The sequence below is a fragment of the Streptomyces sp. NPDC056479 genome, assembly GCF_042795335.1.
Classification (GTDB): Bacteria; Actinomycetota; Actinomycetes; order Streptomycetales; family Streptomycetaceae; genus Streptomyces.
Genome location: NZ_JBHTRZ010000002.1, coordinates 1,009,924 through 1,036,424 on the forward strand (window position 1 = coordinate 1,009,924; position 26,501 = coordinate 1,036,424).

Here is a 26,501-nt window from a genome sequence, read left to right on the forward strand (position 1 = left end):
GGCCTTTCGAAGAGGCTGCGGGGGTCACAAGGCCGAGCAGCAGGACGACCGCAGTGTCCGCCGAGTGCCGTCGGTCCGCCGAGTGCTGTGCTGGGGACACCGAATCTCTTCCCTGGAGTGAGTCCTCGACGAACTACTTGAGAACGTCGAAGCTTGTGAACTTCAAGCAATAGGACCGTAGCCACCGATATTTGAGATGGTCAAGTTTCCGGGGCGTAGGGCGACGGACATTTCGCTGGCTGCCTACTACGGCGAGGCCTGGACAGGCTCGACGAACAGGAGCAGGAAACCCTGCACGCGCCGCGGTGGCCGGCGGGAGAGCGGCGAGGAGGCCGGGATGGTCGATGCCGTATTCGCGCGATACCACCGGTGACGCCCGTCATCGGTGCGCGTGCCCGTGCTCACGTCATGGGCATGAATTCGGGCAGGGTGAGGGCCGAATGGGCCGGTCGGCCCTCCGCGGAGGGCATGGCGCTGAGATTGCGCAGCATGGTGTTCCGCTGCTCCAGGGCCCGGGCGGTGGTCGGGAAGAGTGTGGCATCGCCCTCGCCGACCTGCTCCTGGTTCACGGTCACAAACTCGCGGGTGTTGTGTTCGTAGGCGGCGAAGCCCGCGGCGTGGTCACGGTCGGCCAGGGAACCGGCGAGCATGTACGCGCCGACGAGCGCGAGGCTGGAGCCTTGTCCCGTGAGGAACGAGGGTGCGTACGCTGCGTCGCCCACCAGCGCGACCCGGCCGCTGGACCAGCGGGGCATGCGGATCTGGCTGACCCCGTCGAAGAACAGGTCATCCGCGTCGCGCATCGCGGCAACCATGCCCGGGACCTCCCATCCCCCGTCGGCGAAGACCGCGGCGACCAGGTCCCGTTGGGCCTCCGGGTTCCGGAACGCGTCGAACGGTGGTTCCGGGTGGGCGAAGTTCAGGAAGGCATGCACATCGTCGTTGTCGCCCACGGCGTAGAGTGCCGCGGCCCTGCCCGGGGTGTTCCACATCATGAGCTCGTGGGAGAGCCCGAAGGTGTTGGGCATGGTGAATCCGGCGAAGCAGTAGCCGAGGTATCGGTGGAACTGCTTCTCGGGGCCGAACAGGAACTCGCGGGTACGTGAGTGCAGACCGTCCGCACCGAACACCATGTCGAACGTACGCCTGCTGCCCCCGCGGAAGGTGACGTCGACCCCGTGGCCGCAGGACTGGTCGAGGGTGTCGATGGAGTCGTTGAACAAGAACTCCACGTCGTCACGGACCGCCGTGTGCAGAGCGTCGGTCAGATCCCCGCGCCGCACCTCGAGGTCCCGTCCCTCGACACCGCCGGTGAGGGTGTGCGGGTTGACCGAGGTCACCTCGCTGCCGTCCCCGTCGAGGAAGGTCAGCCGGCGCAGGTCGATGTGCGCGTCCCGCAGTTGCGGCAGGATTCCCATCCTCCGGACGACCTCGAGCGCGGTGCCGCGCACGTCGATGGGGTAACCACCGCTGCGAATTGCCCCCGCCTTCTCGACCACCGTGACCGCGAACCCGTGGCGGTTCAGCCAGAACGCGAGCGTTGGCCCCGCGACGCTGGCCCCGGATATCAGGACCTTGCGCCTGGGCGTGGAACGGACATCCCTCAACAGACCGGTGGACGTCATTCCTTGACTCCTTTGCTCATGGTGCGGGCGACAAGCAGGGACAGCGCCGTGACGGCGCCGGCTATGACGAAGCCGGTGACGAAGGCCGATTCGGCCGGGACATCCGACCCGGAAGGGGTCCCGGCGGTGAGGATCGCACCACTGACCTGCACACCCACGGCGAAGCCGACCACACGGGTCACCAGGACCAGGCTGGTGGCGATGCCGGTGTCACCTTGATCGACGGATGTGGCGGTGCTGGTCACCATCGCCGTGACGCACAGGCCGTTGGCAAGCGAGATCATCACCTTGCCGATGACGAGGTGCCAGATCTCGGTGTGCGCGGCGGCCAGGGCGATGAGGGCGGCGGCCATGATGAAGATCCCGGCGGTGACCACGGCACGCGAGCCGTAGCGCCGCGCCCAGATCCCACTGATCGGCCCGGCCAGCGACGCGGCCACGGCGCCGGGCAGCAGGTAGAAGCCGATCTCGGTGGCGCCGGCCCCGAATCCGTACGCGTCTGCGGGCACCGCGAACAGCTGCGGGACGAGATAGACCGCCACCGACGTACCGACGCAGATCACGAACGTCAGCACACACGACTTCCACACCGCGGGCCGTGCCAGCATGCGCAGGTCGACCATCGGCGAGGCCGCACGACGCTCAACGGCCGTCCATCCGGTCACGAAGGCGGCCAGAACCACGATGAGTGCGCCGAGTACGAGTGGCTGCGAGCCGAGGTCGGGCGCCAGCGCGAGCACGAGCATGAGAGTGACCAGCGTCCCGCTCAAGAGCACCAGTCCGGGCCAGTCGACCCCGGCGTCGTCGGACCGGCCCGGCGGATCATGCGGCATCAGCCTGTTCACCAGCAGGGTGGAACCGATCACCGCCATCGTCGGCAGCGCGAACATCCAGTGCCGGGACAGCCCTTCCGCCACGGGCCCGGCCGACAGCGTCCCCGCCATCCCGCCTCCGACGAACAACCCGCTGACCACCCCGATGGCCACCTTCGACTCTCCCGCGGGGAGGTGGCTGCGCACCAGGATGAACGACAGGGGCAGCGCGCCCACCATCGCTCCCTGAAGTACCTGACCGAGCAGCAGCACCGGCAGGTTGGGCGCCAGTGCGGACACCAGACCGCCTGCACAGACCACCGCCATCAGCCGGATCAGGATCCGTTTTCCGCCGTAGCGGTCGCCTAACTTGCCTGCGACCGGAGTGACGAGCGCGCCGGTGATGAGAAGCACGATGCTGAGCAACGCCCCTTCGGCGGGACTCATGTCCAGCTCGCGTTGCAGAAGCGGGAGCGTCGGCGTCACCACCGACTCCAAGGCACCGGTGGCGACTGCGAGCATCCCGAGGGCCCCGACAGCGGCCTTCCTGATGCGGAGTGGTGGAGCCAGAGTTGCGGTCATGGACGTCCTTTCCGTCATTGCACGGCGAGTGGGTGGAGAGTGGCCGGTCGTACGCGCGGCGCTTGGTGCTGTGTGGACAGGTCCGAGGTCGCCCCGCGGGGTGAACCCGGGCAATCGGTAACGCCATGAGACGGTTCTACACTACACCGTGCAGTGTAGAACCGTTAAGATGTGCCCATGCCGACCACGAAGACACTGCGCGAGGGGTCCACGCGGAAGCGGGCCGCCATCCTCTCCGCGGCCCGCGAACTGTTCCTCGCCGACGGGTTCGACCGATCAAGCGTCGACGCGGTCGCCGCCAGGGCCGAGGTGTCCAAGCGGACGGTCTACGACTACTTCGGCGACAAGCAGACACTGCTGCAAGCAGTCGTCGACGCCATCGGCCAGTCGATGATCACCACGATCCGGCGCACCCTCGACGAGAGCCTGACCGACCTCACCGAGGCCGCCGACCTCGAGGACGCCCTGATCACGTTCTCGATGAGCATCGCGACCGACATGCTCGGCTCGGCGGAGTACGCAACGCTGCAACGACTGGTCCGGGCGGAATCCCGCCACCTGCCGCACCGTGGCTACAACTCCATGGCCGACACCCCCGACGAGGCAATTGCCGAGCGTTTCGCCGCCTTCGCCGCGGCGGGACTGCTCGACGTCCCCGACCCCCGGCTCGCGGCCGACCAGTTCATCGCCCTGACCTTCGGCGTCGCGCTGGACAGGCTCGGTTCCGCGAATGCCACGGAGGACGACCGCGTGCGGCCACTCATCGTGGAGGGAGTGCGGACCTTTCTGCGGGCATACCGGTTGAGGTCGACTGAATGAGCCAGCGCCCAGTACCACCCGCCGGTCGACCGGATACGAATCCGGCCTGGCCCCCGCAGACGCGAGGACCAGGCCGAGGGTTCACCGGCGCCCGGCGACGGGCACCGTCCTAGGGGCACCTCACGGAGCGAGCCGGTAGGCGTTCATGATGGTCTCGCGCATGGTGTTGCCGCCCTTGTCCTTGAGGTCCACCCGGAAGGACACGGCCTTGGCGGTCGCCGGGTGTTTCACGCTCACCGAGCGCGCTCCGTTCGCGTCGGTCGTCACGGTGAGCGGCTTCCAGGTCCGGCCGCCGTCGTAGGAGACGTTCACGGTCAGCGTGGCGACCTGTCCGGCCGCGGCGGCCGCACCGCTGAGCCTCAGCGGCACCGTGAGCGTGCCGCCCGCCGGAGCCGTCCCCTTCAGGCTCAGCTTCGGGGCGAGCCGCACCGTCGACAGCGGCAGCCTGGCCGTGGCGTCCGACGCCGGCCGGGCGGAGGTGAACGTCCACACGCCTGTCACCTTCGTGCTGGTGGAGGTGTCCTCGGCGGAGCGGCTCGCCTCGACCGTCAGACGGTACGCGGCGGAGGCGGCGGGAACCTCGGCGCCCACCCAGTCCGTGGGCGGGACCTCGGCGAGGACACGGCCGCCGGATTCCAGCCGGGCGAAGCCGCCGGTGACGATCGAGGAACCCGGGTTGCCGCTGCCGTCGTTGAACAGCGGGATCCTGGCGCTGATGTAGTCACCCGTCCGCTCGGCGCCCTGGTCCTCCGGGCTCCCTGCCGCGAGATCGGGGCCGACGACACCGGTGTTGAACCGCAGTGTGTGGGTGGAGCCCGGCTTGTAGGTCACCAGGTCCTTCGTGTAGAGCATGCGGACCTCGCTGCCGGCGTCGAGCTGTGCGGCCCTCCAGGACCAGCGCACACCGGCGGTGCTGAGGTAGTGCGTGGTGGCCAACGGCAGGGTCTGCTCCTGCGGTTCCCTTGTGTCGATGGTCATCCCGCGTTCGTCCATCGGCGTGATGTCGACCCTGCCCTTCGCCCCGGTGACGGACGCGCCGAAGCCGAGCTTCACCTCGGCGACGTCGGCCCGGGTGAGAGTGCGGGTCAGGCCGGTGAAGAAGCTTCCCTTGCGGTTGAAGGCGAGCCGGTAGTCGACGTTCTTGCCGGCCGCGCCGGGCGTCTTCCACACCCCGCTGAACTGAGCCCGCATCGTGTCGGACGCCGGGCCGAGGGCGGCGGTGCGCATCGGCGGCACTCCGTTGCTGGACCAGGTGTTGCCCACGCCCAGGGCCTCGTTGTAGTAACCGACGGTGGAGGTGACGAGCTTCGCGGCCGGATCCGGGGCCTTCACGACGAACGGCTTGGCCTTGCGGGAGTCGAGGGTGACCGTGACGTTCCGGGTCACGTCCAGAACCGGCTGGACGAAGAAGCCCACCTCGTTGTCCTCGGCGAAGACCAGGCTCTCCAGCTGGTAGGAGCCCTTGGGCAGCCGCTGGACCACGGTGCCGTTCGCGCTGTACGCGAGTTCCACGTACCCGGGCCCGTCGACGTGAGTGATCGTCGTCGCGTAGGTGGCCGGGTTCGCCCCGTCGGCGTCGATGTGCCGCACCGTGACGTCGTACGACTCCACCTCCCGCTCGACCACCAGGCCGGTGCGCACCTGCTGGCCGTCTCCCGACGCCAGCACGGTGCCGCCGAAGACGCCGTCGACCGTGCCCTTACGGGTGTCGGCGGTGACGGTGGTCTTCGCGGTGCCGCCGGCCGGAACGGTGAGCCGGTCGTCCTTGACGGTGAACATGCCCTCCGGCGCGGGGCCGCCCGACGGGCCGGTCCCGGAGGCACTCAGCCGCAGGGTGACGGCCTGGGTGCCGTGGTTGCGGTAGGTGAGGGTCTTGGCGGCCGGCCTGTCGTCGGCATGCGGCCAGGCGTGCAGGCCGAAGCCGAGGGAGCCGGGCTCGGAGACGACCGAGGCGGTGGCGGCGCGCGCCAGGTCCACCCGGCCCGCGCCCTGCTGATGGGCGTTCAGCTGCGGGTTGGGCTTGGCCGAACCGGTCAGGAGCGCCTTCAGCCGGGCTCCGCTCCAGTCCGGGTGCTGCTGGAGCACCAGGGCGGCGGCGCCCGCGACGTGCGGGGAGGCCATCGACGTGCCGGACTGCGCAATGTAGTCCTCGCCCGAAGGCTCCTCGCTCTGCGTGGTCAGGGCGGCGGTGATGTCCACGCCGGGGCCGGTGATGTCCGGCTTGGGCGTGCCGTCGAGGTTCGGGCCGCGGCTGGAGAAGTCGGCGATCTGGTCCTGCTTGTCCACGGCACCGACGGTGAGGGCCGCGGGGGCGCTGCCGGGCGTGTCGATCGTGCGGGGCCCGTCGCCCTGGTTGCCCGCGGCCACCACGAACAGGGCCTTGCCGGAGAGCCGGGCGACGGCCGCCTCCATCGGGTCTACACCCGGGGTGTCGCGGGCGCCCAGACTCATGTTGACGACCTGTGCGCCCTGGTCTACGGCCCACTGCATGCCGGCGACGATGTTCGAGATCTCCCCGAAGCCGTCGTCGCCCAGGACCTTGCCGTCCAGCAGCTTCACGTCGGGCGCCACGCCCTTGTAGCGGCCCCCGGACTTCGCACCGCTCCCGGCGAGGATGGAGGACACGTGCGTACCGTGGCCGTAGCGGTCCTCGACGACGGGGGACTCGCTGAAGTTCTTCTGCGCCGTCTCGACGCCCTTGAGGTCCGGGTGGGTCTCGTCCACGCCCGAGTCCAGGACCGCCACCTTGACGCCCTTGCCGGTGTAGCCCGACTGCCACATGGCGGGCGCACCGATCTGCGGCACGCTCTCGGCCAGGGAGACCCGGACCTTGGCGTCCAGCCAGACGTGGGCGACGGGCCGCGCGGGGGCGGCCGTACCGTCGGATGTACGGGCCGACGAGCGGCCCTTGACGGCCGCCCACAGCGTCGGGGCACCGGACTTGGGTGCCTCGAAGGCCTCGCCGCCGACCGCGGGCAGCGCACGGCGCTCCCGGACGGCCACGCCCGCGAACGGATCGCCGGTGGGGGCCAAGTCCCTTGTCCCGGAGCCGTCCTGCCGGTAGCCGACGATCAGCGGCAGCGTGGTGCGGCGTGCGTCGCCGTACCCGTCCTTGACCAACTGCGCGACGTCGAACAGACGCCGGTCGAGCACCCCGTCGGTGACCAGGCGTAAGGCGTCCTGCGGGACGACGTACGTGTGGCCGGCCTCGCGCCGCACCGAGAAGCCGATCCCCTCGCGGTTCTTGCCGCGTACGAGCCGAACCACCCGGCCGTCGGAGCCGACGTCCACTCGGTCGCCCGTGATCAGCGTGACGGTCGCCGGGGGCTTCGCCTTCGCCGGGGCCCTCGTCCCGTCATGTGCGGCCGAGCCGGCGGCTTGCGCCGGCTGGCCGCCGGCCGACACCGCTCCTGTGACCAGCGCCCCGGCCACCACGGCAGCCAGTGCCGCCGTTCTCGCGCGTGCTGTGGATCCCACTCGCGTTCCCCCGCCCTCGTGTGCATGCCAATGCGTTCTCCGCTACCACGCGAGTGGGACGCGTCCGGTTCTCGGCGGCGCTCGCAAATCGCAGCAGGGGCGGGGTTGTTCGCATGTGGCGGGGATCACGTTGAGGGGAAAACCTGCGGCCCGGCTCGGGCGTCTAGGGGGTGTGAGATCAGTGAGGGTAGCGCTGCATGAGCTGGACGAGGAGCGTCTCGTCCGGCTCGTGGCGAAGGGCGACCGTGCCGCGTTCGAGGAGTTGTACCGGCGTACGTCGCCGTCGATGGCGGTGCGGTTGCGTCGCCGGTGCGGGGACGAGCAGATCGTCGCAGAGGTGATGCAGGAGACCTACTTGGCGGTGTGGCGCGCGGCAGGAGCATTCGCCGGGGCCGCGGCCGGCGGGACGGCCGTCGGCTGGCTGTGGACGATCGCGGCACGCCGTCTGGTCGACGCGTTCCGGCGCAGGGCTCACCACGCGGAGCCGCCGCCGGCCGCCGCTGTGCCCGACGCGTCGCCCGCCGCCGAGGAAGAGGCGTTCGCGGCGACCGTCGGCGGTGACGTCGGGGACGCGCTGCGGTGCCTCGCGCCGGAGTTGAGACAGGTGCTTCAGGCCATGGTGCTCGACGGGCTGTCCGTCCGGGAGACCGCGGTCCTGCTCGGGCTGCCCGAAGGCACGGTCAAGACCCGTGCCCGCCGGGCCCGGATCGCGATGCGGAGGGCGCTGACATGAGTGCGGAGGGGGCTGGCATGAGTGTGGAACACGCGTCGACGCGGATCATCGAGGGTTACGCGCGTGGCGGCGCGGACCTCGCCGCCGACGAGGTGTGGGCCGTGGAGGCCCATCTGGAGATGTGCCGGGTGTGCCGTGACCGGTTGTCCGCCGCCGTCGACGCCGGGGTGCCCGCGGTGGCGTCGCTGGTCGAGACCGTGTGGTCCGGCCTCGAACCCCAGTTGGCGGTCACCGCCACGATGCCGCGTGAACGGCGCTTCTCGGCGCGGCTGTCGAGGTGGATGACGCCCACGATGGTGCCGTGGCTGGCCATGGTCCTGGGCGTGACGCTGCTGGCCCTGCTGCTCGACGTGGTCGGCACCGGCACCGGCGACGTGTCGCTGGTACTGCTGTTCGCGCCGGTCCTGCCCGTGCTCGGTGTCGCGGCGTCCTGGTCGCGCGGTCTGGACCCGGCGTACGAACTGACCGCGGCGGTGCCCAGGGCCGGGCTCTATCTGGTGCTGCGGCGCACCGCGTCCGTCCTCGGCGTGGTCGTCCCCGCGCTGCTGGTGGGCGGCTGGGCGACGGGGGTGATGGTGGCTCAGTGGCTGCTGCCCTGCCTGGCCTTCACCGCGGCGACCCTGGCGCTCGGCGGTGTCGTCGGTGTGACCCGTGCCGCCGTCGGCCTGGCCGCCGTATGGGCCGCCGTGGTCGTGGCGCCGACCCTGGCCACCCGCCGTACGACCTTCGCCCTGCAGACGGACGGTCTGCCTCTGTGGGGGCTGATCCTCGCGCTCGGTATCGGTGTCGTTATCGCCCGCAGAGGCGCGTACTCCGAGCTGGGAGCCCATCGATGACCAAAGGAAAGGAACACCACATGACGTCCGCGGTGAGCGCGGCCGACATCGCACCGACGGCCTACGCCTGGGAGATCCAGGCCACCGGGCTGAAGGTCAGGGTCGGCAGGAAACGGATGGCCGTCGACGGACTCGACCTGTCGCTGGGCACCGGTGTACACGGTCTCCTCGGCCCCAACGGGGCGGGCAAGACCACCCTCATCCGGGCGCTGGCGACCGTGCTGCGCCCCACCGAGGGCACCCTGGAGCTGCTCGGCGAGTCCACGGGCGGCAGGGGTGAGCACCGTGCGCTGCGCCGTCGGATCGGCTACCTGCCGCAGGAGTTCGGCTACTACAAGCGCTTCACCGTGCGCGAGTTCGTCGAGTACATGGCGTGGCTCAAGGAGGTGCCGAAGGCGGACATCCCCGCCGCGGTGCAGCGCGCCGTGGAAAGGGTGGGACTGGCGGACCGCGCCGACGAGAGGATGAAGGCCCTCTCGGGCGGCATGGTCCGACGGGTCGGCATCGCCCAGGCCATCGTCAACGACCCGACGATCCTGCTGCTGGACGAGCCGACGGTCGGCCTCGACCCGGCACAACGGCTGCGCTTTCGCGAGCTGTTGCAGGAGTTGGGCATGGACACCTGCGTGGTCGTCTCGACCCATCTGGTGGAGGACGTCGCCGCCGCCTGCACCGACGTGGTGCTCTTCGCCGAGGGACGGCTGGTGTTCCAGGGCGCGCCGGACGAACTGGCCTCGGTGGGCGGCCCGGAGCACGAGGGTGACAGCCCGCTGGAGCGCGGCTACTCGGCCATGCTGCTCAACCCCAAGCAGGGAAGGGGCGCCTGGTGAACGTCCGCGTCCTGCGCATCGAGTTGAGGCGCTCCGTCGCCCCCTGGGCCGGCGCCGTGGTCCTGACGACGGCGCTGGGGTTCCTGTATCTGGTGAACGCCGCGTGGTGGCACGGCACCACGGCCTGGACGGCCCAGTGGACGACCATGGCCCTGTGGACCCGCGCCATGCTGTTCTACCTGTGGCCGCTCGCCGTGGGGCTCGGGGCGTTGCAGGGCCTGCGCGACCACCGCTCGAAGATGTCCGAACTGCTGACGAGCACGTCCCGGCCCGCCTGGCACCGCGCGGCCACGCTGGCGGGCACGACGGCGATCACCCTGGCCTCGGCCTTTGCGCTCCTCGTCCTCGTGGGCGGGGTCCAGGTGCTCGCCAACACCGAGTACACGCACCTCGGATGGCTGCCTATCTCGCTGGTGGGGGCACTCTTTCTCGTCGCCGGGGCCGTGCTGGGCATGGGGGCCGGGCGAGCCCTGCCGTCCGCACTCACCCCGCCCGTGCTGGCCATCACCGCCTTCGTGTTCACGGCCGTCATGCCCATGTGGCTGGGACGGACGGAGACAGACGCGGCAACGGGGATCGAGAGCACGGAGCCGACCCGGATCACCCTGCTGTCACCGACGGTGGAGGAGGTGCGCGATGTGTTCGTCACGCTCTCCGCCTCCGTGCACCTCGGACAGACGATCTGGCTGCTCGGCATGGCCGCGACCGGCTTCGCGCTGCTGGTCGCCACGACCCTGCGCACCCGGCTGATCGCCCTGACGCCCGTCCTGGCGGGCGCGATGATCGCCCTGCTCGTCCTCCCCTCCGACCCGCACCGGATCCATGTCGTCGACAAGGCCGCCGCGGAGTTGGTGTGCGACGGCCCTGTGTGTGTGACGAAGTCACATGAGGCACGGCTCGCCGACCTCGGGCCTCACGGCAAGAAGGCGCTACGTCTGCTGCACGATGCCCTGGGCGGCAAGGCGCCGGTCTCGATCCGGGAGAACGTCACCGTACGGCCGGACGGCTCCGCACCGCGGTGGTCCCGCGAGACCATGCTCCTCGACTTCGACGACGCCATCATCGCCGACGCGAAGGGCGAGGAACTGACCCGGGCGCTGATCGCCAACGGCATGGTGCCCGGGTGCTCCCCCCTCGGCTGGACCGGCACGCTCAGTGACGCCGCCGCGCAGAGCATCGCGGCGAGCTGGGTCCTCGGGGACCTCAAGCCGCTCAGCGGCTCCCCCCACGCTTCGACCGAGCAGATCGCCCTGGCCCGCCCGGTGTGGAAGAAACTGATGGCGCTGCCGCGCGCCGAACAGCTTTCGCGGATCAGCGCCATGCACGCCGCCGCGCTCTCCTGCGAGGGCGACGCGTTCGACGCGCTGTCCGGCGGTGCGTCCCGGTGAGATGGCTGACGCTGTACGCGCGCTCGCGTCAGGTACCCGCGTCGCTCGCCGCGGTGTTGATCAGCGCGGTGGCGGTCGGGGCACTCGCCGGCGACGGGGGCGAGGGGCCCGGTGATCCGCGGCTGCCCGTACTCGTCCTCGCCACGGGGGCGATGGCGGCCTCGATCGGACTCGGCGGGCAGGACCTCGCGCTGGACCGGACGGCCGCGATCCGCTGGGTGCCGCGCAGAGCGACGCACGTTCTGCTCGCCGGCGCGGTCGTCGCCGCGGCGCTGCTGACAGTGCAGAGCATGGGCACGGATCTTGCCACCACCGCGTTCGTCGTCCGGGACAGCGCGGGTCTGATGGGACTGGTCGCCCTGGGCGCGGCGGTCTCGGGCGGCCAGTACGCATGGACGCTGCCGTTCGCCTGGCTCTCGTTCTCGTTCTTCGCCCCGCCCCCGACCAGTACGTCGATGGAGGTCGCGACCTGGCTGCTGCTGCCACCCGGCACGGCATCGGCCACCTGGACGGCCCTGGCCCTCACGGTCACCGGCACTGCGGCCTACGCGGTCGCGGGACCGAGGCGGTGACCGGGCCCCGGGTCCACCGGATTCCCGTCAGGACAGGGCGAATGTGACGTCGCCCGTCCCCACAGGCCGGCACGCGAGTCAGTACGGAACCTCCACGGGGATGGTGCTGTGCTGACTCGGTGCCGGCGAGTGCCGTCACGGCTTCCTGCCGCCCTCCAGCATTTGCTCGATGCGATCGAAACGCTCGTGCACCGCGTGGGTCACCTCCTCGTACGTCTGCTCCACCGCCCGCTCCGCATGATGCAGGCGGCCGTGTCGACGTTCCTCGTCCCGTCCCACGAACCAAGTGGCCAGTGCCGCGGTGACCATCCCGTAGGCCGTGATCCCGACGACCATCACCACCACCGCGATCAGCCGCCCCCACAACGTCACCGGATAGAAGTCGCCGTACCCGACCGTCGTCGCGGTCTCCACCGACCACCACAACGCCCGCGGATACGAGGTCAGACGCGCCCCGGGCGCGCCCCGCTCGGCGGACACGACCAGGCTCGAACCCACCAGGATCACGACCGCAAGGACGACCGTCGCGGCTCCTGCCGCCTTCAAGTGCAGCGAACGCCCCTGACGGCCCAACAGCAGCTCGACCACCCGGGCCAGGAAACCGGGAAACATACCCCGCATCCTGTGCCACCCCCAACCGGGCCAGGCAAGAACGCGCCGCACAGGTGAGAACGCCGACCCGAACAGCGGCCCCCGGTCCATGTACAGAAGGCTCAGCCGGACCTGAGCGGCGCCCCGAGTGTGTCGTCGGTTGGAAACGGCGACCTCGTTGACCGACCCGGAGGGGCGGTCCTCCAGCCGGCCCCGCATCGCCCGGTCCGGGGAGATGACGCGCGTCCGACCCGCGAATCGGCCCGGGCCCGTCTCATCGACGGGCCTTCACCCAGAGATCCGTTCCGACCCCGAAACGTGACCCACGACGGCCTTATGGACATTCCAACCAGTCGGTATCGTGCGCCGCCATAGCCACCCCTCCCCCGTCCTCTCCACGGATCCGAGCCGTAGCGGAAGGCCACGCGATGACATACGCCGACGAGAACCGGTACCCGCCGTCAGAGACAGGGTGGCCGCCGCCCCACACCGAGCCCCAGAGGTACGGGTACTACGCCCCTCGGTACGAGTCGTACGGCCAGGCCTCCTGGAACGAGCCGTACGCGCACGAGGCTCATCGACGCAGCGCGGACCTCGCCGCCCTGCGCTCGGCCTACCGACTGCTCCGCCGGATCTCCACACTCACCGCGCTCGGCTCCTTCGTGGTGTATGTCCTGCTGTCCTGCTATGCGCCCGGCCTGATGGGGGCCGAGATCGCCGGAGAGCTGAGCCTGGGAATGGCCCTGGGGGTCCTCCAACTCGTCGTCACCTTCGCGGCGGTCTTCTGGTACGGACGCAGCGCACAACGCTCGGTGGATCCGCTGGCCCGGACCCTCAGAGAGCGGGCGGTCCCCACCGGCCGGAACGCGGGGACGGCGAGATGAACGACTTCGGCTCCGGGACACAGGCCACCGTCCTGATCCTGTTCACCACACTGGTCACCGTCACGCTCATGATGTGCGTGATGGCGGGACCCGAGCGCGACGACCTGACGAACTTCTACACCGGCTACCGCTCACTCACCCCGTTCAAGAACGGCCTGGCCATCGCGGGCGACTACATCTCGGCGGCCACGGTGCTGAGTACCACGGGCATCATCGCGCTCGCCGGATACGACGGCTATGTCCTCGCCGTCAGCACGGCCCTGTCCTTGGTGCTGCTGATGTTCCTGCTGGCCGAACCCCTGCGCAACGCCGGCCGGTTCACCATGGGCGACGTGCTGGCCCGCAACATGCCCGGGCGGGCGGTGCGTGTCGCCGCCTGCGTGGTGACGCTCTCGGCGACCCTTCCCTTTCTGGTCGTCCAGCTCTCCGGTGCCGGGTCGTTGCTCACCTTCATCCTGGACATCCCGCACATGGCGGGCGCCAGGACGGCGTGCATCGTCATCGTCGGCAGTCTGATGATCATTTATGCCGCGCTCGGCGGTATGAGGGGCACCGCGCTCATTCAGATGATCAAGATCGTGATCCTGCTCGGCACCAGCGCCGTCGTCGCCGTCCTCGTACTGAACCGCTTCGACTGGAGTCCCGGCGACGTGCTCAGGGCGGCCCAGCACGGCAGCGGCGCGGGTCCCGCCTTCCTGCAGCAGGGCCTTCAGCTGGGCACCTCGGCCGTGGACCGGCTGGACTTCGTCGGTCTCCAGATCACCGTGGTCCTCGGCGTGGCCTGCCTGCCCCACATCACGATGCGTCTGTACTCCGCGCAGGACGTGCCGGCCGTGCGTCGCTCCATGTCGTGGGCGGTCGGCACGGTCACCACGTTCTGCCTGCTCGTGATCATCATGGGTACGGGCGCGGCGGCGCTGGTGGGCTCGCAGTACATCACCGCGGCCGACCCGCACGGCAGGACGTCGGTGCTCATGCTGTCGCAGGTGCTGGGCGGGGCCTCCGCCTCCGCAGGCGCGACGATTCTCTACTCGGCCGTGGCGGGCATGGTGTTCATCACCCTGTTGTCGTCGGTCGCGGGAATGACCCTGGCCGCGGCGTCGTCGCTCGCGCACGACCTGTTCGCCCATGCCGCCCGGCGGGGACAGGCCGAGCCGCGTACGGAGATGACGGTGGCGGCGTGGACGAGCGTGGCTGTGGGCTGCGTCGCCATCGGGCTCGCCACCCTCGTGCAGAACTGGGACGTCGGCGTGCTGACCACTCTGGCCATCTGCATCGGGGCGTCGGCGGTGGCACCTGCGCTCACCTACTCCCTGTTCTGGCGAGGATTCACGCGTAGCGGCCTGCTCGCCACCCTCTACGGCGGAGCGGCCTGCGCGCTGTTGCTCATGGTCTTCTCCAAGGCCGTTTCGGGCACGCCGTCCGCGGTCTTCCCGGGCGCCGACTTCGATCTGTTCCCCATGCAGTCCACCGGACTGGTCTCCATCCCGTTCGGCTACCTGGCCGGGTGGCTGGGCAGCCGTTGGGACCGCCGGCGCCGCCCCGCCGACAGCGGCGAGAACCGGCGGCTGTACGAGGAGAGCGAGGCCCGGCTGCTCGCCGCAGCCGAATGACCACGGCCTGAGACGGTCAGGTGAGCATGCCGGTCAGTGGTTGTTCGGTCCACACGGTCTTGCCCTCGCGGCTGTAGCGGGTACCCCAGCGTTCGGCCATTTGTGCCACCAGGAACATGCCGCGCCCGCCCTCGTCGGTGGTGCGGGCGCGGCGCAGGTGCGGGGAGGTGTGGCTGGTGTCGCTGACCTCGCACACCAGAGTCCGTTCTCGGATCAGCCGCAGGGTCGCGGGACCGCTGGCGTACCGGTAGACATTGGTGACCAGTTCGCTGGCGATCAGCTCGGTGGTGAACGCCAAGTGCTCCAGTCCCCATTCGGTCAGCTTGGCCGAGGTCAATGCCCGGGCGCGAGCAGCACTGGCGGGCTCCAGCGGCAGCTGCCAGGAGGCCACATCGTCCGGTGGCAGCATGCGCGTGCGCGCGATCAGCAGAGCGACATCGTCGCTGGGGCGCGACGGCACAAGCGCGTCGACCACGGCCTGGGACGTTCGTTCCAGAGCATCCGCGGGGCGGGCGAGCGCTGCGCACAGCTTGGTCAGGCCGACGTCCGCATCGATGTGGCGTTCACCGATGACTCCGTTGGTGTAGAAGCACAGCAGGCTTCCCTCGGCCAGTTCGATCTCCCGCGCCTCGAACGGCAGGCCGCCCAGACCGAGCGGTGGGCCGGCGGGCAGATCGAGGGGTGCCGCGTGTCCGTCCGGAGTGGTCACCACCGGCGGCAGGTGGCCGGCGCGGGCCACGGAACACCGCTGGGAGACCGGGTCGTACACGGCGTACAGGCAGGTGGCGCCGACCACCTGCTCGCCCACGGGCCGTTCGCCGACTCCTTCCTGTTCGACTGCCAGCAGGTTGACCATGTCGTCCAGCCGGGAGAGGACCTCGTCCGGTTCCAGGTCGAGGCTGGCGAGGGTATGTACGGCGGTACGCAGCCGGCCCATGGTGGCGGCAGCATAGATGCCGCGTCCCACCACGTCGCCGACGACGAGGGCGACCCGGGCACCCGACAACGGGATGACGTCGAACCAGTCGCCGCCCAGACCTGGGGCCCCGCTGGCAGGCAGGTACCGCAGCGCCACCTCGACGGCCGGCTGATCCGGAACCGCCCGGGGCAGGAGGCTGCTTTGCAAGGTGAATGCGGTCTGCTGCTGCTGAGTGAAGCGCCGGGCGTTGTCGATGGCGACGGCGGCGCGCGAGGCGAGTTCCTGGGCAAGGGTGAGATCGTCCGCCTCGAAGGGGTCGGGGCGGCGCGAACGCCACAGGCTCATCACGCCCAGCACCATGCCACGTGCGGCAAGAGGTGCCACGATCAGCGAGTGGACGCCCAGGTGCGGAGCATGGGCGCCTTGGTGACCTTCGGTCGAGAGCCAGTCCGGCGGAAGCACCGCTTCCAGGACGGGCCGTCCTGCGGCCAGGCATCTGGCCTGGGGTGATTCGGGCGCGAACTCCACGGGCTCGCCGTGAGGGTGGGGCGGGCCGGCTTGCTGAGCACCGACGCTGCTGGCCCCCAGCCGTACCACAGGCCCTGGCAGGGCCTGTCCCAGCTCCTCACCGCGCGTCACCGGCTGGAGCAGGTCCACCGACGCATGGTCGGCGAGGTGAGGCACCATGACCTCGGCGAGTTCCCGGGCGGTCTCCGCCACGTCGAGGGTGGTTCCGATGCGGGTGCCGGCCTGGTCGAGGAGCGCGAGCCTGTGCTGGGCCCGATGGCGTTCGGTGATGTCCTCGATCATCTCGGCCACGCCCAGGATGCGGCCGGCGGGATCCTCCATCCGGAAGGAGGAGACCAAGGCGACCCGTTCTCGTCCCGGATCCTGCTCCAGGCGGACGAACTGCTCGGAGTAGACGAGCGGTCTACCGGTCTCCATCACCTGGCGCACGCGGTCCACGGCCTTGCGTGCGTCATCGGGGATGAGCATCTGCCCGGTGGGCAGCCCCGCGAAGCCGGCTGCCGGCACGCCGCTGAAGCGTTCGATGGCCCGGTTGACCCGGAGAAGTCGCAGGTCGGGGCCGTGCACGACCAAGCCGATCGGGCACTGGCGGTACAGCCCGTCAAGAACGGCGCGGTCCCTCTGCCACTCCATGACGTCAACCGCCAGAGCGCCGGCCAGAAGCCACTGACGGGCCTGGCCGTCGCCCGAGAGCGCATGGGCCCTGAGCCCCATCTCCACGAGCCGCCCGTCACGGTGGCGCACCTTCAGCACCCCGAACCAGCCGTCGGCTCTCCTGCACTTCGTTGCGGCCTCCCTGGCAGCCGGCAGTTCGCCGGGGCCGACAAGGGTCTCGAATACCCGACGCCCGATCACGGCTGTGTCCGGAAAGCCGAGCAGTTCCTGCGCCCGCCGGTTCCATCCGACCACGACCCCCTGGTCGTCGAGCACCGCCAGGGCGACGAGGTGCAGGGCGAACGGATCGTCGTGGCTTTCGCTGAACTCCGTCATCCGCTTCTCCACCGTTGTGCGGGGGACAGTGGCTCGGCATTCCCCGATGAACGCTGACCTGCTGTTCGCCATGTAAGCCCATTGAACCCGGAAGGCTCATCCCGGGCCTCGCGAAGGGCCGGCTCCTCAGGCCAGGCTCGACGGGACGATCCCGTAACGGCGCATCTTGCGGTACATCGTGGCGCGGGAGATCCCCAGGTCCTGGGCAGTGCGCTGGACGTTGGAGTTGCGGGCCATCAATCCACGCAGAATGGCGTCGCGTTCCAGCGCCTCGATGGTGGTCAGGACCTTGTGCGAGGACACCCGGCACTCCGGCGGCAGGTCCTCGACCTGGATCATCCGGCCGGACGGCCGCCGTGCCAGGCCGCGGATCACGGACTCGAACTGCCGGACGTTCTCCGGCCAGGGGCATTGCTGAAGCAGGGCCAGCGCATCCGGGGAGAACGTGCTCTCGCCGCTCGGCCGGTACTTGCGCAGGAAGAACCGGGCCAGGTGCTCGATGTCCCCATAGCGATGGCGCAGGGGAGGCACCTCCACGGTGGCACCGCAGAACTGGTCCAGCTGATCCTCGGTGCTGACCATCGACGGCTGGCTGGTCATCACCAATTGCCCTGTGGCGGTTCCGTCCAGATGCGTCAACAGGCTCCTCAGTCGCTGCCGCAGCTGGTCACCCAACACATGGACGTCGCGCAGGACGAGCACCGTGGACGGTATGGCCAGCAGCTCTCCGATGTCGTGCAGCCAGCGCTCGGTGACAGCCGGTGCGTCCGACAGCGGCACTTCCGCCATGTGCAGCCGGCGTCCGGCACCATGAGCCCGGTGCAGGGCCTCGACCAGCGTCCTCTTGCCGACGCCGACCTCGCCCAGGAGATAGAGCCACGTCCCGATCGAGAACGCCGCTTCGCTGTCGGCGACCGCACGCAGCCACTGCGGAGACGATCCCGCCAGTCCCAGGACCGGCCGGGCGGATGCGGCGGAAACCGCAGGGCCGGGCTGGGAGCGTCCGATCAGTCGGACTCGGAGGATGACGCCCGCGTCGCTGTCCTCGCGCCGACAGCGACTGACCCTGAGTTCGGCGACCCGTCCCGAGGGCAGGGCGATGCTGCGCGTCCCCTCCCATCGGGGATCGTCGGCGATCTCACGGGCATGGTCGAGCAGTGCATAGTGATCCGGTCCGGTCACCGCCGCCCTGAGCTGCTCGTTCATCATGACGACATCACGGTTGAGCGCCAGCACGGGTCCTGGGCGCGCCGAGGAGCACGCCTCCATGTAGTCCTGGAAGAGGGCCCGCTCGCGCCGCGAGGTGATCGCCGCGATCTCGGCCTCGATCTGGGCCGCGACCGAGCGGGCGAAAGCCATCAGCATGCCGTCGGAGCCCTGACGGATGGTGGTGAGGTTGAACGCTCCCAACAGGGTGCTGCGGGTGGGATGCAGGATCGGCACAGCCGCGCAGTGGAACTCCCGCAGCTCTTCGACGTAGTGCTGCCTTCCGGCGATCACGACCGGGCGGCCGCTGGCCAGCGCGGTCCCGATGCCGTTCGTGCCCACGTAGCGCTCGGCGAACACATGCCCCGGGGCCAGACGCACGCGGTTGAGGTGCGTCGTCAGACCGTCGTGGGACACCTTCCGGGACAGCACGACGCCGTTCCGGTCCGTGATCATCGTGGAGACCGGGTCGTCGGCGAGCTGCTCGTGCAGCGCGTCCAGGATGGGCAGCGCCGCCCTGGCCAGGGGACTGTCCAGATTGGGGTTGTCCAGGTAGGGAGCGTCAAGGCTGCCGGACTTCACCTTGTACTCGATCGAACGTTGCCATGAGGCGACCACGAGCGGCCGGGCGCTCGGATCGTTGGTGGCCTCCAGATAGAGCTCCCTGGCCACTCTCAGTGAGCTTCCGGGTTGGTGTCGGGGCATTTAACACTCCCGTGCGGCGCGCGTCACAGTCCTCGGTGCAGTGATTGGAACAGCCCGGCGGCGTCGCGCCTACGGCGTGTATCACATTGAGACATTCGCGGACGGATTCTGAGACATCGACCTGCGAACGGCGGCCTGTGTAATCGGCGCACCCCCCAACCGCCGACTCGCAGGGAGCCGCCATGAAAGCCGTGCAGGTCATCGAGTACGACGAGCCGCCCGTGCTCGTGGACGTGCCGGACCCGCAGATCACCGGTCCGCTCGAGGTGATCGTGAAGATCGGGGGCGCTGGAGTCTGCCGGACCGATCTGCACATCCTCGAAGGACAGTGGAAGGAGAAGAGCGGGGTCGTCCTTCCGTACACGATCGGTCACGAGAACGCCGGCTGGGTCGCGGAGGTCGGAGAGGCCGTCAGCAACGTCGAGGTGGGTGACCCGGTCATTCTGCACCCGCTGGTGACCTGCGGTCTGTGCCGTGCCTGCCGGGCAGGCGACGACGTGCACTGCATGAACTCGGCCTTCCCCGGCATCGACGCGGACGGGGGCTACGCCGAGTACCTGAAGACCAGCGCCCGCTCGGTCGTGCCCCTCGCCCCGTCCCTGGAGCCGGCCTCGGTGGCGGCCCTGGCCGACGCCGGGCTCACGGCGTACCACGCCGCCGCCAAGGCGGCCCGGGCACTGTGGCCCGGTGACAAGGCCGTCGTCATCGGCGCCGGCGGACTCGGACACATCGGCATCCAGGTGCTGCGGGCCCTGTCGCCGGTCGAGATGATCGTGATCGACCGCAGCCCCGAGGCTCTCGCGCTGGCCAAGGAACTCGGCGCCGACCACACGCTCCTCGCGGACGGCGGCGAAGCGGACCGCGTACGGGACCTCACGTCGGGACACGGGGCGGAGGCCGTTCTTGACTTCGTCGGTGAGGGCGGCGCCGTCGAGACGGGCGTGGCCTGCCTGCGCCGCAACGGCAACTACTACGTCATCGGCTACGGCGGCCACCTCCACGTGCCGACGATCGACGTCATCTCCACGGAGATCAATTTCATCGGCAATCTCGTGGGGTCCCACAACGATCTGTCCGAGCTGATGGTGCTGGCGGCCCGCGGCAAGGTCACCCTGCACACCCAGCGCTACCCCCTCGCCTCCTTCCGGCAGGCCCTCGACGACCTGGATGCAGGCGCCGTACGCGGCCGAGCGATCTTGATCCCCTGACACCGCAGGAGAAGCCCCATGCGCAACAGACCGTCCCCGGGCCTGGTCGCCGTAGCGGCCGTGGCGGCCCTGACCGCCACCGCGTGCACCGCCCAGAACGAAGCACAGCAAAAGCCCAAGGAAAAGACCGCGCTCTTCAAGCCCGGCTCGGAGATCAGCTACCAGAAGTACGGCAAGACCTACCCTGCGACGAAGGTCAAGGACGTCCCCGGCTCCTGCAGCTACGAGGCGATCAGCCGCAAGGACTACTCCGGGCAGACGCTGAAGATCATCAGCCATGCCGTCCCGGTCATCGGTGAGCCGACGCAACTGCATGCCAAGCAGTTCGAGGAGATCACCGGCGGGAAGGTCGAGGTGGTCAACGTCCCCTTCGGCGAGCTGCACCAGAAGATCCTCACGCCCCTCCAGGCCGGCCAGCCGGCGTACGACGTCATGTTCTACCCGTCCCTGTGGATCGGCGACATGGCTCCGTATCTGGCACCGGTGCCGGAGAAGTACCTGAACACCACCGGCATGCAGGACGTCACCGCGGCCTACATGGACGTGGCGACCTGGGACGGAGAGGTCGTCCAGTACCCGGTGGACGGTGACCGGCACTACCTCAAGGTCCGCGCCGATGTGCTGAAGGACCCCAAGTGGCAGGCGGAGTACAAAAGATCCACGGGCAAGGACCTGAAGGTCCCCGCGACTTGGGCCGAGTACCAGGAAATAGCCGAGGTCTTCAGCGGCAAGGACTTCGACGGCGACGGCAAGAAGAACTACGGCAGCGCCGAGGTGACCAAGCGCGACGACCTGACGTTCTCCGCGTTCATCAGCCGGGCGGCGCCGTACGTGAAGAACCCGGACGTCGAGGGCGGTGTCTTCTTCGACCTTGAGACCATGAAGCCTCTGATCAACACGCCCGGCTTCGTCCGTGCCCTGGAGGACATGGTCAAGGCCAAGTCCACCTGGGCACCCGGCGGCGCCAACTTCGGCCTGGGAGACGAGATCTTCTCCTTCGGAGGCGGCCAGACGCTGATGTCCTACTCCTGGGACGACGCCTTCATCCAGGCCCAGCAGCCGGACAGCAAGATCCGCAACACGGTTGAGGCGGCGCCCTTGCCGGGCTCCACGGAGGTCTACAACCGCACCACGAAGTCGTGGGACAGGAAGGCGAACCAGGCGGCCTACTTCACCTGGGGATGGACCTCCGCGGTGACCAAGGCGTCCAGCCACCAGGAGATGGCCTTCGACTACCTGTGCTTCTTCAGCAACGAGGCCAACACCGCGCTCGACCTCACCATCGGACGTTTCGGCGTCAACCCCTACCGCATCTCCCACCTCGACCCGGAGTTCTGGGAGAAGCAGGGCTGGGACAAGGACGTCGCCAAGGCGTACGTGAAGACGCTCGCCGGCATGGAAGAGAACCCCAACCGCGTCTTCGACCTGCGTGTCCCCGGTGTCAACCAGTACATGTCCGCGCTGGCCAACGGCGTCGCGGCGGCGCTGGCGGGCCAGGAGTCCCCGCAGCGGGCACTGGACGGCGTGGCCGGGGAATGGGCCAAGATCACCGACCAGATCGGCAAAGAGAAGGTCCAAAGCGCCTATCACAACGTAGTCGTGCTCGAGGACGAATCCTGATCCGAACGCAGGGCGCCCCGGGGCGGCCGGACCGCACCGGCCGGCCACCCGGGGACTCCCGCCCCTTCCGCAAGGAGAACCATGGACGGCCTGCGCCGGCACAAGAGCATGTTCCTGCTGCCGGGACTGCTCACGCTCTTCCTGATCATCATTTTCCCGCTGCTGTTCACCATCCGCGTCAGCTTCTCCGGCTGGAACGTCAGCAACCCTCAGATGGACTTCATCGGAGCGGCCAACTACACCGCGATGCTGGACGACAGCCGCTTCTGGGCCTCCATCACGCGGCTGATCCTGCTGGCGGGTGGCACGGTTCTCATCCAGTACCTCATCGGGTTCGGCATGGCCCTGCTGGTCTGGCGCGAGGCACGCGGCCGCCGATTGTGGCGGGTGCTCTTTCTCGTCCCCATGATGACCACGCCCGTGGTGATGGCCGCCATCTGGCAGACGATCTTCCATGAGTCGCTGGGGCCGGTGAACGACCTCCTGGGGATGCTGGGCCTGACGAGGATTCCCTGGCTCACCGAGTCCGGACCGGCCCTGTTCGCGCTGATGACCGTCGAGGTCTGGCAGTGGACCCCCTTCATGTTCCTGTTGCTGCTGGCCGGCCTGCTCAGCCTTCCCAAGGAACCGTTCATGGCCGCGGCCATCGACGGCGCCGGCACCTGGCGCACCTTCTGGAAAGTGACCTTCCCGCTGATGGCACCGGTCTCGGTCGCGGCGGTCATCATCCGGCTGATCGAGGCGTCCAAGCTCTCCGACAGCGTCTACGTCCTGACGTCCGGCGGGCCGGGCTCCGCCACGGAAACCCCGGGCTACTACCTCTACATCCAGGGCCTGCGCGATCAGCAGACCGGCTACAGCGGGGCGATGTCCCTGACCTACCTCGTTCTGATGATCGTCACGCTCACGGTCGTCGCCGCCCTGCTCACCAGGGCCCTCAAGGTGAAGGGGGATTCATGAGGTCGCGCCTCTATCCCGTGTTCAAGTACACCGTGATCGCGCTGTGGGCCTGCTTCGTCGCGGGACCGTTCTTCTGGGCGATGACGACCAGCTTCAAGACCGCCAACGCGGTCCAGAGCGGCCCGACTTATGTCCCCTGGGCCCAGTACGAGCCCACGCTCACCGGCTGGCGCAACATCTTCGGCGGAGCCGGCGGCATCGATGTGATCGATCCCTTCATCAACAGTGCCGTCGTCACCGTCGCCGCGTCCGCCATCAGCCTGGCCCTCGGGTCGCTGGCCGCCTACGCACTGTCCCGGTACCGGTTCAAGCTGGGCTTCATCAAGAACAGCGACATCGTCTTCTTCTTCGTCTCCCAACGGATCATGCCGCCCGTCGTCCTGGTGATCCCCTTCTTCTACCTCCTGCAATGGGGCGGCCTGCTGGACACCATCCCGGGCCTGGTCATCGTGACGGTCGCGCTCCTGCTGCCCATCGCGGTCTGGGTGATGGTGGACTTCTTCAACGGCATCCCCCGGGAGATCGACGAGATGGCGATGCTGGACGGCTGCCCCCCGTTCCAGACCTTCGTACGAGCGATCCTGCCGAACTCCCTGCCCGGGCTGACCGTCGCGGCGATGTTCTGCGCCGTGTTCGGCTGGAACGACTTCTTCTTCGCCTTCCGGTTGACCTTCACCGAGGTCCAGACCCTGCCTCAGGCAGTCGTCGCTCTCAACTCCTCCATTCCACCGTGGTGGACGCTGTCCGCCGCCGCGCTTTTCGGCGTGGCACCGCTGATCCTGCTCGCCCTCTGGGTGGAGCGCCTACTGTCCAAGGGGAACCTGTCGGGAGCGGTCCGATGAACCTCAGCACCACCGATCTGTGCCTGACCGTCGACGGCGTCGACCACCTCAAGAACGTGACCGCCACCTTCCAGCCGGGACGGCTCCACACGGTCATCGGCCGGACGATGGCCGGGAAGACGACGCTCCTGCGGGCCCTGGCCGGCTTGCAGAAAGTGGATTCCGGCTCGCTGACCCGGGCGGGAGCCGACTTCCTGAGGACGCCGGTGTGGCGGCGTGACACCGCCATGGTCTACCAGCAGTTCATCAACTATCCGCATCTCAATGTGTTCGACAACGTGGCCTTCCCGCTGAAGCGGGCCGGGCTGTCACGGGACGAGATCCGCCGCCGGGTCCACCAGAGCCTGGCCAGCGTGGGGCTCGCGGACTTCGAGAAGCGCAAGCCCTCCCAGCTCTCCGGCGGCCAGCAGCAGCGCGTGGCGATGGCGCGCGCCCTGGCCCGCGGGACTGGCATCCTCCTGCTCGACGAGCCACTGGCGAACCTGGACTACAAGTTGCGCGAACAGCTGCGCGACGAGTTCAAGACCCTCTTCTCGGACCAGGGCGACACGATCGTCATCTACACGACCACCGAACCCGCTGAGGCGATGATGCTCGGGGACGTGGTCCTCGTCATGCACGAGGGACGGATCCTCCAGACCGGCACCCCGCAGGAGGTCTTCGAACGCCCGGCGACCACCACGGTGGCGTCCATCATCAACGACCCACCCATGAACATCTTCCCGGGCCGGCTCGAGGGCGGCCAGGTCACGGTGGCCGGCTTCCAGGCCACGCACATCTCCGCGCACCTGGCCGAACTACCCGACGGCGCCTACCAGTTCGGCCTGCGGGCCACCGACGTCGGCCTGGCTTCCAGCGGTGTCGAGGGCAAGGTCACGTTCGTCGAGATCTCCGGCTCCGAGACCTTCGTCCATGTGGTCGTGGGCGAGACCCCCTTCGTCGTACAGATCGAGGGCATCCACGACGTCGCTCTCGGCGATCTGGTCAGACTTCGGCTCCGTCCCGACCGGCTGTTCGCCTTCGACGAGCAGGGGACGCTCGTGCAAACACCTTCGTACGATCTCGCTTCAGTGGAAGGCCGTTGATATGGCGCAGTTGGACATCGTCGACGTCGGGCACGCCTACGCGCCGGGTACCGAGCAAGAGCGGTGGGCTCTCAAACCGCTGAATCTGACCTTCGAGTCCGGCAAGACCTACGCGCTGGTCGGGCCGTCGGGCTGCGGCAAGACGACACTGCTGAACATCCTGTCCGGCCTGGTCAGACCATCCCGGGGGCGGGTGCTGTTCGACGGCGTCGACGTCACCGCGCTGCCCACCAAGGCGCGCAACATCGCCCAGGTCTTCCAGTTCCCCGTCATCTACAAGTCGATGACGGTCTACGACAACCTCGCCTTCCCACTACAGTGCCGGCGCTGGGACAAGGCGAGGACCGACGCCAAAGTCCGGCAGGTCGCCGAGGCGCTGGAATTGCAGGACCGGCTTAAGCAGCCCGCTCGCGGGCTCACCGCCGACGACAAGCAGCTGATCTCACTCGGCCGCGGCCTGGTCCGTGACGACGTGGCGGCCGTCCTGATGGACGAGCCGCTCACCGTGATCGATCCGCAGCTGAAACACTCGCTGCGGCGCAAGATCCGGGAGATCACCGAGCAGTTCCGGCCCACGGTGATCTATGTGACCCATGACCAGTACGAGGCGATGAGCTTCGCGCAGGAACTGCTCGTCATGAAGGACGGCCGCGCCGTGCAGCAAGGCACCCCCGAGCAGCTCTTCCAGGCACCCTCCTCCATCTACGTCGGCTACTTCATCGGCTCACCGGCCATGAACTTCCTGACCGTGGACCGGAATGACGGTCCTTTCGCACTGGGCGGCCGGACCCTGTCCGTCGCCTGGGACGTCCCCGGCGACAGGACCGGCGTCCAGGTCGGCGTCCGGCCCGAATACGTCAAGGTCGTCACGGACCCCGGCCCCAACACCTTCCCCGGCCGACTGCGGGGCATCAGCGACCACGGCGCGCAACGCGTGCTCGAAGTCGAGGTCGCCGGGCAGCTCGTCAGGGCAAAGGCGCCGCGGGAGGAGGGAGTTCCGGCGGGCGAGGAGGTCCTCGTGCACCTGCCGCGCGCCAAGGTCCTTCCCTACGCGGACGGTCAGTTGGTATTCCAGTCGTAGCGACCACATGGTACGCGGCGCGGCCGGAACGCCGGCGAAACCCCACCCGCCCGCGGAGGGGACCCACCCTTGCCCACGCCGTGAGCAGCGCGACCGTTTCCCCTCCGGCCCGCCACACACGGCGGAGACGATGCAGCACACATCAGCGAAGGAATCCCATGATCTTCATCACCGCCAAGTTCCGCGTCCGCCCGGAGCACGCCGATCGCTGGCCCGAGATCAGCGCCGACTTCACCCGGGCCACGCGCGCCGAGCCCGGCTGCCTGTGGTTCGACTGGTCACGCAGCATGGAGGAGCCCACGGAGTACGTCTTGGTCGAGGCCTTCCGCGACGAAGAGGCTGGGGCCGCGCATGTGCAGTCCGCGCACTTCAAGGCTGCGCAGCAGACGCTGCCGCCTCATCTGGCCGAGACGCCGCGCATCGTGAACATGACCGTTCCGCAGGACGACTGGTCCTTGCTTGGGGAGATGGCGGTTCCCGAACAGCAGTAGTTCCCTGCCCTTGCCACGACGCGGCCCGGGGGGGGGGGGGGGGGGTGGAGGGGGGGGGGCACCCGGGACCGGGGTGGGGGTTGGTTGGCTGGCGGTCCTCCCGC

21 protein-coding genes are annotated in these 26,501 nt (G+C 69.1%); 15 read left to right on the forward strand and 6 right to left on the reverse strand.

Annotated features, from left to right (window positions below; translation table 11 throughout):
• Nucleotides 1-401 precede the first annotated feature (401 nt).
• Both ACFQ6S_RS10615 and ACFQ6S_RS10620 read right to left on the reverse strand, forming a co-directional pair.
• A complete protein-coding gene (locus ACFQ6S_RS10615; protein ID WP_383405963.1) occupies nt 402-1,625 on the reverse strand; it encodes an FAD-dependent monooxygenase in 1,224 nt (407 codons plus the stop codon).
• The gene (locus ACFQ6S_RS10620) at nt 1,622-3,019 is read right to left on the reverse strand and encodes an MFS transporter (protein ID WP_383405966.1); all 1,398 of its coding nucleotides are present in this window, start codon (nt 3,017-3,019) and stop codon (nt 1,622-1,624) included. The genes ACFQ6S_RS10615 and ACFQ6S_RS10620 overlap by 4 nt, the downstream gene beginning before the upstream one ends.
• A 177-nt stretch (nt 3,020-3,196) precedes the next feature.
• Between ACFQ6S_RS10620 and ACFQ6S_RS10625 the strand changes: the two genes are divergently transcribed.
• Nucleotides 3,197-3,838 (forward strand): TetR/AcrR family transcriptional regulator, encoded by a 642-nt coding sequence (locus ACFQ6S_RS10625; protein WP_383405969.1) that lies wholly within the window; start codon nt 3,197-3,199, stop codon nt 3,836-3,838.
• 120 nt (nt 3,839-3,958) lie between these two features.
• Here the strand turns inward: ACFQ6S_RS10625 and ACFQ6S_RS10630 are convergent, their stop codons facing one another.
• Entirely contained in the window at nt 3,959-7,315 is a 3,357-nt protein-coding gene (locus tag ACFQ6S_RS10630; protein ID WP_383405972.1) for a S8 family peptidase, read from the reverse strand.
• Nucleotides 7,316-7,496: 181 nt separating this feature from the next.
• Between ACFQ6S_RS10630 and ACFQ6S_RS10635 the strand changes: the two genes are divergently transcribed.
• From ACFQ6S_RS10635 to ACFQ6S_RS10655, 5 genes are read left to right on the forward strand one after another with little or no spacing between them, the layout of a single operon-like run.
• Nucleotides 7,497-8,048 (forward strand): RNA polymerase sigma factor, encoded by a 552-nt coding sequence (locus ACFQ6S_RS10635; RefSeq protein ID WP_383405975.1) that lies wholly within the window; start codon nt 7,497-7,499, stop codon nt 8,046-8,048.
• A 17-nt stretch (nt 8,049-8,065) separates the two neighbouring features.
• Nucleotides 8,066-8,884: a zf-HC2 domain-containing protein gene (locus tag ACFQ6S_RS10640; protein WP_383405978.1), complete on the forward strand. Its 819-nt coding sequence runs from the start codon at nt 8,066-8,068 to the stop codon at nt 8,882-8,884.
• Nucleotides 8,881-9,714, forward strand: a complete 834-nt coding sequence (locus ACFQ6S_RS10645) for an ABC transporter ATP-binding protein (protein WP_383405980.1) — start codon at nt 8,881-8,883, stop codon at nt 9,712-9,714. Before ACFQ6S_RS10640 ends, ACFQ6S_RS10645 begins: the two co-directional genes overlap by 4 nt.
• Nucleotides 9,711-11,102 carry a hypothetical protein gene (locus ACFQ6S_RS10650; protein ID WP_383405983.1) on the forward strand — a complete coding sequence of 464 codons (1,392 nt, stop codon included), beginning with the start codon at nt 9,711-9,713 and terminating at the stop codon, nt 11,100-11,102. The genes ACFQ6S_RS10645 and ACFQ6S_RS10650 overlap by 4 nt, the downstream gene beginning before the upstream one ends.
• Nucleotides 11,099-11,674, forward strand: coding sequence for a hypothetical protein (locus ACFQ6S_RS10655; protein WP_383405986.1), 576 nt, complete (start codon nt 11,099-11,101; stop codon nt 11,672-11,674). Before ACFQ6S_RS10650 ends, ACFQ6S_RS10655 begins: the two co-directional genes overlap by 4 nt.
• A gap of 135 nt (nt 11,675-11,809) precedes the next feature.
• On the opposite strand, the gene ACFQ6S_RS10660 is transcribed toward ACFQ6S_RS10655, so the two are convergent.
• The gene (locus tag ACFQ6S_RS10660) at nt 11,810-12,286 is read right to left on the reverse strand and encodes a potassium channel family protein (protein ID WP_383405988.1); all 477 of its coding nucleotides are present in this window, start codon (nt 12,284-12,286) and stop codon (nt 11,810-11,812) included.
• A 407-nt stretch (nt 12,287-12,693) separates the two neighbouring features.
• Between ACFQ6S_RS10660 and ACFQ6S_RS10665 the strand changes: the two genes are divergently transcribed.
• Both ACFQ6S_RS10665 and ACFQ6S_RS10670 read left to right on the forward strand, forming a co-directional pair.
• Complete coding sequence (locus ACFQ6S_RS10665; protein ID WP_383405991.1) at nt 12,694-13,149, forward strand: DUF485 domain-containing protein; 456 nt, start codon at nt 12,694-12,696, stop codon at nt 13,147-13,149.
• A complete protein-coding gene (locus ACFQ6S_RS10670) occupies nt 13,146-14,762 on the forward strand; it encodes a cation acetate symporter (protein WP_383405994.1) in 1,617 nt (538 codons plus the stop codon). Before ACFQ6S_RS10665 ends, ACFQ6S_RS10670 begins: the two co-directional genes overlap by 4 nt.
• A 16-nt stretch (nt 14,763-14,778) precedes the next feature.
• Here the strand turns inward: ACFQ6S_RS10670 and ACFQ6S_RS10675 are convergent, their stop codons facing one another.
• Nucleotides 14,779-17,199 (reverse strand): SpoIIE family protein phosphatase, encoded by a 2,421-nt coding sequence (locus ACFQ6S_RS10675; protein WP_383405996.1) that lies wholly within the window; start codon nt 17,197-17,199, stop codon nt 14,779-14,781.
• A 126-nt stretch (nt 17,200-17,325) separates the two neighbouring features.
• Nucleotides 17,326-19,077, reverse strand: coding sequence for a sigma-54-dependent Fis family transcriptional regulator (locus ACFQ6S_RS10680; RefSeq protein WP_383405999.1), 1,752 nt, complete (start codon nt 19,075-19,077; stop codon nt 17,326-17,328).
• Nucleotides 19,078-19,292: 215 nt separating this feature from the next.
• On the opposite strand from ACFQ6S_RS10680, the gene ACFQ6S_RS10685 reads away from it, so the two are divergent.
• The 7 genes from ACFQ6S_RS10685 to ACFQ6S_RS10715 all read left to right on the forward strand — a co-directional run bounded on the left by ACFQ6S_RS10685 (nt 19,293) and on the right by ACFQ6S_RS10715 (nt 26,397).
• A complete protein-coding gene (locus tag ACFQ6S_RS10685; protein ID WP_383406002.1) occupies nt 19,293-20,318 on the forward strand; it encodes an NAD(P)-dependent alcohol dehydrogenase in 1,026 nt (341 codons plus the stop codon).
• Nucleotides 20,319-20,336: 18 nt separating this feature from the next.
• Nucleotides 20,337-21,938: an extracellular solute-binding protein gene (locus ACFQ6S_RS10690; protein ID WP_383406005.1), complete on the forward strand. Its 1,602-nt coding sequence runs from the start codon at nt 20,337-20,339 to the stop codon at nt 21,936-21,938.
• Between the two features lie 81 nt (nt 21,939-22,019).
• On the forward strand, nt 22,020-22,898 hold the full coding sequence (locus ACFQ6S_RS10695) for a carbohydrate ABC transporter permease (RefSeq protein WP_383406008.1): 879 nt from the start codon (nt 22,020-22,022) through the stop codon (nt 22,896-22,898).
• Nucleotides 22,895-23,740, forward strand: coding sequence for a carbohydrate ABC transporter permease (locus tag ACFQ6S_RS10700; RefSeq protein ID WP_383406010.1), 846 nt, complete (start codon nt 22,895-22,897; stop codon nt 23,738-23,740). The genes ACFQ6S_RS10695 and ACFQ6S_RS10700 overlap by 4 nt, the downstream gene beginning before the upstream one ends.
• The gene (locus ACFQ6S_RS10705) at nt 23,737-24,825 is read left to right on the forward strand and encodes an ABC transporter ATP-binding protein (protein ID WP_383406013.1); all 1,089 of its coding nucleotides are present in this window, start codon (nt 23,737-23,739) and stop codon (nt 24,823-24,825) included. The genes ACFQ6S_RS10700 and ACFQ6S_RS10705 overlap by 4 nt, the downstream gene beginning before the upstream one ends.
• A gap of 1 nt (nt 24,826) precedes the next feature.
• Complete coding sequence (locus ACFQ6S_RS10710; protein WP_383406016.1) at nt 24,827-25,906, forward strand: ABC transporter ATP-binding protein; 1,080 nt, start codon at nt 24,827-24,829, stop codon at nt 25,904-25,906.
• A gap of 158 nt (nt 25,907-26,064) precedes the next feature.
• Nucleotides 26,065-26,397 (forward strand): putative quinol monooxygenase, encoded by a 333-nt coding sequence (locus tag ACFQ6S_RS10715; RefSeq protein ID WP_383406019.1) that lies wholly within the window; start codon nt 26,065-26,067, stop codon nt 26,395-26,397.
• Nucleotides 26,398-26,501: the final 104 nt, after the last annotated feature.